The 9,066-nt window shown below is 68.5% G+C and carries 7 protein-coding genes and 2 tRNA genes; 5 read left to right on the plus strand and 4 right to left on the minus strand.

Annotated features, from left to right (window positions below; translation table 11 throughout):
• Positions 1 to 206: 206 nt before the first annotated feature.
• Positions 207 to 1,787 (minus strand): NAD(P)/FAD-dependent oxidoreductase, encoded by a 1,581-nt coding sequence (locus tag GVL03_RS18390; RefSeq protein ID WP_159502467.1) that lies wholly within the window; start codon positions 1,785 to 1,787, stop codon positions 207 to 209.
• Between the two features lie 51 nt (positions 1,788 to 1,838).
• On the opposite strand from GVL03_RS18390, the gene GVL03_RS18395 reads away from it, so the two are divergent.
• The 4 genes from GVL03_RS18395 (at position 1,839) to GVL03_RS18410 (ending at position 4,365) form a co-directional block, all read left to right on the plus strand.
• Positions 1,839 to 2,645, plus strand: coding sequence for an inositol monophosphatase family protein (locus tag GVL03_RS18395; protein WP_159502468.1), 807 nt, complete (start codon positions 1,839 to 1,841; stop codon positions 2,643 to 2,645).
• Positions 2,646 to 2,815: 170 nt separating this feature from the next.
• On the plus strand, positions 2,816 to 4,114 hold the full coding sequence (locus GVL03_RS18400) for a M23 family metallopeptidase (protein ID WP_235038236.1): 1,299 nt from the start codon (positions 2,816 to 2,818) through the stop codon (positions 4,112 to 4,114).
• A gap of 73 nt (positions 4,115 to 4,187) precedes the next feature.
• Positions 4,188 to 4,259 (plus strand) — tRNA-Thr (locus GVL03_RS18405).
• A gap of 32 nt (positions 4,260 to 4,291) precedes the next feature.
• Positions 4,292 to 4,365, plus strand: a tRNA-Met gene (locus GVL03_RS18410).
• A gap of 69 nt (positions 4,366 to 4,434) precedes the next feature.
• Here GVL03_RS18410 and GVL03_RS18415 read toward each other — a convergent pair.
• On the minus strand, positions 4,435 to 4,665 hold the full coding sequence (locus GVL03_RS18415; protein ID WP_200847241.1) for a DUF3263 domain-containing protein: 231 nt from the start codon (positions 4,663 to 4,665) through the stop codon (positions 4,435 to 4,437).
• Between the two features lie 480 nt (positions 4,666 to 5,145).
• On the opposite strand from GVL03_RS18415, the gene GVL03_RS18420 reads away from it, so the two are divergent.
• Complete coding sequence (locus GVL03_RS18420) at positions 5,146 to 6,828, plus strand: right-handed parallel beta-helix repeat-containing protein (RefSeq protein WP_159502471.1); 1,683 nt, start codon at positions 5,146 to 5,148, stop codon at positions 6,826 to 6,828.
• Positions 6,829 to 6,919: 91 nt separating this feature from the next.
• On the opposite strand, the gene GVL03_RS18425 is transcribed toward GVL03_RS18420, so the two are convergent.
• Complete coding sequence (locus tag GVL03_RS18425) at positions 6,920 to 7,561, minus strand: hypothetical protein (protein ID WP_159502472.1); 642 nt, start codon at positions 7,559 to 7,561, stop codon at positions 6,920 to 6,922.
• Position 7,562: 1 nt separating this feature from the next.
• Positions 7,563 to 8,809 (minus strand): IS3 family transposase gene (locus GVL03_RS18430; protein WP_159502473.1). Its coding sequence is split into 2 segments (ribosomal slippage): positions 7,563 to 8,524 and positions 8,524 to 8,809, totalling 1,248 coding nucleotides; the frame shifts between segments, so codons are not numbered across the junction.
• Positions 8,810 to 9,066 lie beyond the last annotated feature (257 nt).

The following is a 9,066-nucleotide window of genomic DNA, read 5'->3' on the forward strand; positions in this document are numbered from 1 at the left end:
CCCGCTGCCCCCGCGCTGACCCGGAAGTCCTCACGCTTCGTCTCGCTGCGCTCGCGGTTCCCGAGCGAGCAGCACAGCGACGAGACGACGCAGACCCGGAGATCTCGCGCTTCACCTGTCGCATCCTGCGGTCTCGGCGACCGGATGCGACAGGTGAACCGTAGGTCCTTCGCGCGGATGGTCACCGGCCCGGGACCGCTGATCCGTCAGCGCGCCAGGATCTCGAGCGCCGCCATCGCTGCGTTCTGACCGCCGATCCCGCTGACGGCGCCGCCGCGGCGGGCGGCCGATCCGCAGACCAGCACGCGCGGGTGGCGGGTGCCCACGCCCCAGCGGCGCGCGGGGTCGTCGTCGGCGTCGTCCGCCCACGGCCAGGAGAGGTCTCCATGGAAGATGTTGCCGCCCGTCATCCCGAGGGTGTGCTCGAGGTCGGCGGTCGTCCGCGCCTCAATGCAGGGTGCGCCGTCGGGAGCGGTCAGGATGCAGTCGGCGATCGGCTCGGCCAGCACGCCGTTGAGCGAGCGCTGCGCCGCCGCGAGCAGTTCGGCGCGTGCGGCGACGGCGTCCGCATCCGCCACCAGCCGGTGCGGCACCTGCAGGCCGAACAGGGTGAGGGTCTGCGCTCCGGCCGCCCGCAGCTCGGGGCCGAGGATCGTCGGGTCGGTCAGCGAATGGCAGTAGATCTCGGCGGGCAGGGGATCCGGGATGCGACCGGCGACCGCCTCGGTGTACGCGCGGTCGAGCTGGGTCATCGTCTCGTTGACGTGGAAGGTGCCCGCGAACGCGGCCTCGGGAGCGACCGCGTCGTCGTGCAGCCGGGGGAGCCGGGAGAGGAGCATGTTGACCTTGACCTGTGCTCCCTCGGGGCGCACGACGTCGGCGGATGCGGCGCCGCCCTGCTCCAGGAGGTGCTCGAGAGCGGCGGGTCCCACGCCCGAGAGCACCACCCGGCCGTGCGCGACGCCCGGGTCGGACCCGGCGTACCGCACCTCGCCGTCGGGGCTCACGCTCGTGACGGCGGCGTCGGTGCGGATCTCGGCTCCGGCGTCCCGCGCTGCGCGTTCCAGCTCCGCCGACACCCGGCCCATGCCGCCGACCGGCACGTCCCAGTACCCCGTCCCGCCGCCGATCACGTGGTAGAGGAAGCACCGGTTCTGGCTGAGAGCGGGGTCGTCGGCGGTCGCGAACGTGCCGATCAACCCGTCGGTCAGCGCGATGCCGCGGGTGATGTCGGTCGCGAGGCTCTCCCGGATCAGCGTGCCGAGCGGGGCCGCGGTGACGGCGTGCCAGAGGGCGTCGTCGCCGGTGCTCTCCCGCAGCGCGGACGCGGTCGGCAGCGGCTCGGTCATGGTGGGGAAGACCGCGCGGGCGAGCGGGGCGAGCCGTGTCGAGAGGGCCGCGTAGCGGGCGGCCTCGTCGGGGTCGCCGGTGACGCGGGTGACGCTGCGCGCGGTGGCCGCCGCATCCGCCGTGTCGACCAGGATGCCGCGGGAGGGATCGGCCGGGTCGGGCGTGTACGAGGAGATGCGTCGCCGTCGCAGCTCGACGCGGAGCCCGAGGTCGCCGATCAGGCGCTCAGGCAGCAGGCTGACGAGGTAGGAGTATCGCGAGAGACGCGCGGCGACGCCCGGCCAGGGGCTCTCGGAGACGGCGGCGCCGCCGACGCCCGGCAGACGTTCGAGGACGAGCACGCTCCGGCCGGCTCGAGAGAGGTACGCGGCGGCGACGAGCCCGTTGTGGCCGCCGCCGACGATCACGGCGTCGTAGGTCGAGACGGAAGAGGTCATCGCTCCACGCTATCCGCGGATCCGACCCGGAAGCGAGGGTAGCGTGGGGGCATGACCACCCCGCTGGAGCTGCAGTCCCTCGCCGTCGAGATCGCGCGGGAGGCGGGCGCCCTGGCCGCCCTCCGGCGTCGCGAGGGCGTGCGCGTCGCGGCGACGAAGTCGGCCCTCGCCGACATCGTCACCGACGCCGACCGCGAGGTCGAGGACCTCATCCGCGCACGGCTGGCGGCCGCCCGCCCGGGCGACGGATTCCTGGGCGAGGAGTCCGGTGCCGGCACCTCGACGAGCGGCATCACCTGGGTCGTCGACCCGATCGACGGCACGGTCAACTACGCCTACGGCGTACCGGCCTACGCTGTGAGCATCGCGGCCGTCGAGGGCCCGGCGGATCCTGCGGAGTGGACGGCGCTCGCCGGGGCGGTGTTCAACCCGGCGATCGACGAGCTGTTCGCCGCGGCGCGGGGCGAGGGCGCGTGGCTTGCGTCGGCCATCGAGGGGGAGCGGCGACTGGCCGTCGCCGAGCCGTCGCCCGCCGGTGCCCTGGTCGGGACCGGCTTCGGCTACGACCCGGCCACCCACGCGGGCGACATCGCGCGGTTGTCGACCGTCATGCCCCTCGCCCGCGACATCCGTCGGATCGGTGCGGCGTCGCTCGATCTCACCGGTGTCGCCGCGGGGCGGCTCGACGCCTACTACGAGCGCGGGCTGCATCCGTGGGATCACGCGGCGGGCGCGTTGATCATCGAGGAGGCGGGCGGTCGTGTGGGCGGCTACGCGGGGAAACGACCCGGCCGTGCCATGACCATCGCGGCCGCTCCGCTGTTCTTCGAGCGGCTCACCGAGGTCGTGTCGGGCTGAGGCGGGTGGATGGCATTCCCAGACTCGGCGGGGTAGTGTTTACCCATTCGTTATCTTCGTCACCCGAACGGCGGAGATGAACACCTCTTCGTGATGAGCTCGTCGCTACCCGAAGCGACCCGACCGAGGCCGACTACGCGTTGACATCCGACACCCCCCAGGCTGAGACTGTGCCTACGCGACGCTCCAGCCGACGGCAGGCCGCGCCCGCGGTCGCCTCGGAGAGCGTCGAGGCGAGCGCGCAGCCGGCGGGTGGGGCCTCCGCCGAGGCGGCGCCCGTCGCGCGGGTGCCTCTCACCCGCAAGCAGGCGCGCGAGCTGGCCCTGCGCGCGGCCACCCCCGCGGCGATCGCGGCGGAGCAGCCCTCCACCCTCACCGCCGACGCGGGGACGACGCCGATCGAGGTCGCCCTGAGCGCGATCGACGATGCGCCGTTCCCGGCACCCGAGGTCGCCGTGGTCGAGGTGTCGGCCGCCGCGGAATCCGCCGAGGTCGCCGCTCCCGCCGAGATCCTCGTTACCGCGACGTCCTCCGACGAGGCCGCGTTCACCGAGGCCGTGCTGATCGATGACGAGGACGCTCACGCGATCGTCGACGAGTTCGAGGCCGCGGCACGGTTGTTCGCCTTCACGGGGGAGACCCCGATCCAGGTCGCCGCCGCGGCGATCGTCGATGACGAGACTGCTCCCGAGGCGGACGCGCAGGTCACGGCCGAGCCGCGTCGTCGCCGCTTCACCGGCGCCTCGTTCAAGCGCGCGTCCGCCGCATCCGCCTCGATCGGCGCGATGGGAATCGTCGGACTGCTGGCGATCGGCATGACCACGCCGGCCGAGGCCGTCGCCGCCGCGAGCGCCGGGAACGCATCCGCGTCGGTGTCGCTCGTGTCCGGTTCGCTGACGTCGTCGTCGTTCTCCGACGACGAGATCCAGGCGTACGTGGCCCCGGCTGACGCCCAGAGCGCGACGCTCGATCGCAGCGACTACTCGACGGCCTCGACGGCTCAGATCGCCGCCGAGTCCGGCATCAGCAGCTACTCGAACTTCTTCACCAACAACGTGAACTCCGCCATCCAGTGGCCGTTCTCGGTCGGGGTGTCGATCAGCTACGGCTTCGGCGTGCGCAGCGGCACGATGCACGAGGGGCTCGACTTCACGCCGGGCTCGGGGGCGCAGATCCAGGCCGTCGCCGACGGCACCGTGCGCATCGCGACCGAGAGCGGTGGCGGCTACGGCGTGATGGTCATCATCGACCACGTGATCGACGGCGAGCTCGTCTCGACCCGCTACGGCCACATGCAGTACGGCTCGCTGAAGGTGAAGACCGGCGACACGGTCGAGGTGGGGCAGATCATCGGCCTCGTCGGCAACACCGGCCACTCGTTCGGAGCGCACCTGCACTTCGAGGTGCTGCAGAACGGCACGACGGCGATCGACCCGCTGCCTTGGCTGCGGTCGCACGCCGGCGGCTGACTCCCCGTCGGTCATCCGGCGAGCGTCGGCTCTGATATTCTTTTCTGGTTGCCCGGATCGTGATCCGGGGAGCGCCCCGATAGCTCAGTGGCAGAGCACTTCCATGGTAAGGAAGGGGTCGTCAGTTCAATCCTGACTCGGGGCTCGCAGTCCTCCGCTCGCGCGGAGGTATCGCGCGGCAGGGTAGCTCAGTTGGTGAGAGCGCACGACTCATAATCGTGAGGTCGCGGGTTCGAACCCCGCTCCTGCTACCGAGCACTGGGGAGTCGGACCACTCCCAGCGGCCAACCCATCGTTTACCCATCGCTTTGGATGCGGCTTCATGCGCTGAGTGCGGGGCGAGCGTGGCGCCGCTGGTCTCGGATGCGTCGCAGTCGGCCGGCCAGCATCGGACGCAGCTTAAGCGCCTCACGCGTGTCGATCGCGCGGTTGAGGTCGCGGTAGTAGCGCACGGGAGAGATGCCGAGCTCGCGGATGATCGCGGACTCCTTGCCGCCCGAGTGAACGCCCCAGCGTTCCTCGAAGTCGAGGATCTCGGAGACAGTGGGCATGTGGATAAGTCTGCGCAGAGCTACCGGCATCCGCCTACGATCCCTGCATGGACAGCGCCACGTCTATCTGCGCGCCGAAGACCTCCCCCTCGAACACCCCTGGCCGACCCGCCGACGCCCCCCGGCGTGTAGGCCGCCGATGGCGTGCGCGCTGCGGGCTGTGGAGGAGCGCATGCTGCTCGGTGGGGGCTGAGGCCGCGGGAGGGGGCATCGCCCGTGGCCACAGGGGAACCGAACGACGAAACGCCCGCTCCTTCGGACAGGGGCGTGTCTCGCCGGTTCGGTCCCAGGACTTGTCGAGCCAACATGAACCGCTGACTGAGTGGGTGCTGTTGCTGTATGTTCATGGCCATGGCAGGCGGTGCCCTCTCCAGGCGAGCGGTTCTGACTGCTCTTGGGGTGGGCGCGGGCGTGGCGTCGAGTTCGCCTTCGCAACGGGATGGCGCCAGCGCCACGCCTGTTGCGTCCCAAGCGGTCGGGATGGCGCTCGCGGATCTCGGTTCCGGTGTGTTGTACGTCGAGGATTATGTGCAGGCGGGCGATACCTCGGGCGATCAAGCATGGCGAAGAGCCGTGGTCGCCGCGCGAGCGAACGGGGCGGGACAGATCGTCGGTACCGCGGCAAGCTATGTTTTCGCGGCGCCTGTCGACTGTGGTGGGCTCTCCCGGGTCGTGATCCGGGGTGCTTACGACATCGCGACGACGATCACTGCGGCCTCCGGCGCAGGCGTGGTCGAATGCGCGTTCAGGATCGCTTCTGGCTCGCTGTCTTCCTCGGATCTGATCTTTGAGGGCTTCACCTTCGACGGCGGCCTGACGAACGCGGAGGCGCTTGGAACATCCGCAGCGAGAAGCGAACGCCAGTTCTCCCCGGACCGGCTTGGTGCAGCTATCCGAATCCGTGGGGATCGGTTGCCTGGACCGAGTGCCCCTGTCGTGCAGGACGTCACAGTGCGGGACGTGCGCGTGTTCGGTATCGAAGGGCTGCCACTGTTCTTCACAGGGATACGAGGCACAGTCACCATTACGGACTATGTGGCCGAACGGTGCCTGGACACGGGGTTCACTTTCAACGAATCGGTGATCTTCCACGGCAACCACGTCCGATTCTCGGCAGACAACGGAGTCTCCCTTTCGCGTGGCAACGGATCCGTCGTGTGTATCGCCAACCACTTCTCCGACAGCTTCTATTACGGCGTTTGGGTGGCGGGGTTCGAGGGAGACGCCGGGCCCACGAACGTGGTCGTCACCGGAAACGCCATCGGAAGATCTCACCTGGGAGGCGTAACCGCTCGCGCCAGCGCAGCACGCGGAGTTATTGCGAACAACGTCATCGACACCGTCTATCGTGCGGCGAATGGTGATGGCGGCACGGGCATCCAACTCGGGGGCACCACTGCCACGGGCGCATGGTCGACTGATCTCGTTGTGCGAGACAACCTCATCGTGGACGCCAACCGTGGCGGCATTGTTCTCGGCCCCCTGATGCGGAACGTGAGCATCGAGGGCAACATGATCATCCGGCCAGGCATCGCATCAGATTTCACCGGAGTACCAATCGAGGCAGACGCGGTGAACCAGAATTACGGTGTCCTCGTTACTGGCGGCTCGGGGAACGACTGGGCAAACATCTTCATCACCGGGAACACGTTCATCGATGACCGTGACACCCCGGTCGCGAACTACGGCGTGTACGTGACCGCCGCAGCCAGCAACAGGGTGAAGAACCACAGCAACCGCTGGGTCGGGCTCCGACAACCCGACACCACCACGACCAATCTCGGCCCGCGCGGTGCGCTGGTCGGGGAGGGGACGCGCGCCGATGTCAGGCTGACTCTCAACGCAGCATCCGACGGTGCGATCTACCAGGTCTTCCAAAGCGCAGGACTATCCGCGTACCGGATCGCGAAGGTCAGCGACACCGAGCTGGAAGTCGCTACCTACCCGACTATCGGCGGAAACGCGGTGAGGTCCTTCGTGGTCGATCGAGCAACAGCGCAACTGCAGTTCTCGAGACCGCCACGCCTAACCACGTACACGACCGCGAATCGTCCCAGCGCGGCGACCTTTGGGCGAGGCGCGATGATCTACGACACCACACTCGGCAAACCGCTGTGGTCGAACGGGTCTGCATGGCACGACGCCTCCGGGAACTTCGTCTGAGGGGGCCATCGCTCCTCGCTATTCGGCGGCACACGAAAGAAACGCCCCGGTGTCCGCTCCGTAGAGGGGACGCCCGGGGTGCGTGGATCTCTCAGCTCCAGGAGCCGGGGATGGTGAGGGAGATGTCTCGCCAGGTGGACGAGGGGTCGGCGTTTCCGGGCGTGGGCAGTGACCCGATGCCGTGTCGTGTCGCGGTGGCGTGGTCGGGTTCGAGGATGTTGACGCGCTCCTCACCGTTGATGGCGACGATGACGCTGTTGCCTCGCAGCGTGATCGTGAAGACATCGCCCGGAGCCTTGGGGACGCCCGTTGCCACGAGGATGGTGTAGGTGCCGCCGGTGCGTTTCCGGAGTACCCAGTTCCCGCTGATCACGGTCATCTGGAGGAAGTTCGACCCGTCGATGAACCGGAACGGCAGGAAGTTGGCGGTGTTGCCCTCTCCGGCGTTGAACGTCGCAATGAGGATCCCGTCCGCGGTCCCGGCGTCGACCAGACCCATCACGAGCAGATTCGAGGACGCGATGGTCGGGCCGGCGGATCCGGAGCGGATGACGACGTCGCTGCCGGGGTCGGAGCCGCCAACGTACTTCGTCCAGACGAGGTCGCCGATCGGTGTGTGCTGTCCGATGATCGATCCGTCTGGGCGGGCGAAGTCGTCGGCGAACACGACGACGTCGGGCGGGCTCAGCCACGGGTTGTCGGACCAGTCGCCGTCGAGGAGAACTTCGGGCATGTCAGGCTCCAATCGCGGTGACAGGGCCAGCGGGCGCTGGCTGGGCCGATTCGAGGCCAGCGTAGTACGCGTCCTCGGTCTCGATCGGGGTGCGGTAGTCGAGTTCGCCGTGGAGGCGGGCGTTGTTCCACCACCACACGTACTCGAGCGTCGCGAGCTCGACCTGCTCGACCGTCCGCCACGGACCCCGACGACGGATCAGCTCGGTCTTGTAGAGCCCGTTGACGGCCTCGGCGAGGGCGTTATCAAACGAGTCGCCAACGGTTCCGGTCGAGGGCGTCGCGCCGAGTTCGGCGATCCGATCCGTGTACACGATCGAGAGATAGTTCGACCCGTGATCCGCGTGATGGACGAGCTCGTCGAGGGAGCCGCGCGCGTTGAAGGCGGCCATGTTCAGCGCCTGCAACGGCAGCACGTCGGCCTTGAGCGTTGCCGCGACGTTCCAGCCGACGATCATCCGAGAGAACACGTCGATCACGAAGGCGACATACGCGAACCCTGCCCACGTGGCAACATACGTGATGTCCGCGACCCACAACCGGTTCGGCGCGGCCGCGGTGAAGTTCCTGTTCACAAGATCCTTCGGCAACGCTGCGGCGGGGTCGGACTTCGTGGTGAACACCTTCTTCGACCGCGCCACCCCGCGCACCTCGGCGAGCTTCATCAGCCTCGCGGTCTGGTCGCGGCCGACATCCCACCCTTCGCGCTTGAGGAGGGCGTGCATCTTCCTCGCCCCGTAGACGCCGTAGTTCTCCTCATGGAGACGTTCGACCTCCGGGACGAGCAGCGCGTCGCGTAGCTGCCGCGCTGAGGGCACGCGCGCCTTCGCGGCGCGATACCCGCGGGAGGTGACGAACCCTGGCACCGCGCCCTTCAGGACGCGGCAGAGGAACTCGACCCCGAACTGATCCCGATGCTCGTCGATGAAGCGGATCATGCTCGTCAGGGGCGGTCGAGCTCCTTCGCGAAAAACACGCTCGCAGCGCGCAGGACTTCGTTCGCCTTCTTAAGCTCGGCGTTCTCACGACGGAGGCGCTTGTTCTCTTCAGCGACGTCGGTGGGCGCACCGGTCTGCTGGCCGGCGACGACCTCGCGGCGGCGATGCCACACCCGCAACGTCTCCGGACTCATGCCGAGCAGACCGGCCACATGCCGCACCGCGGACATCAGGTTCGGGTGCTCCGGCTTCGCCTCGTCGAGCATCCGCAACGCACGCTCGCGCATCTCGAAAGAGTACTTCTGGCTCATCGGTTCCATCCTTACTTGAAGAACGGAACGAAACCCAGGGCGATTCAGTTTCCATCATTGCGGGTTGAAGAGCAGTTCCACCGTGTCGTCCGAGCTCGATGATCATCGTCGCTCGATGCAGAAGAAGCGAGAAGCACGTCCCGCATGGAAGCGGGAAGGCAGGCTTGATCGTCAGTCGATCGGGATGGTCGGCTCGACGGGGTGCGGAGCGAGCGGCTCGTCCGGAGTGGGTGGTGCGGGCTCACCGGGGTTGGGGG

It is taken from the genome of Microbacterium sp. 18062 (genome assembly GCF_902706225.1).
GTDB lineage: Bacteria > Actinomycetota > Actinomycetes > Actinomycetales > Microbacteriaceae > Microbacterium.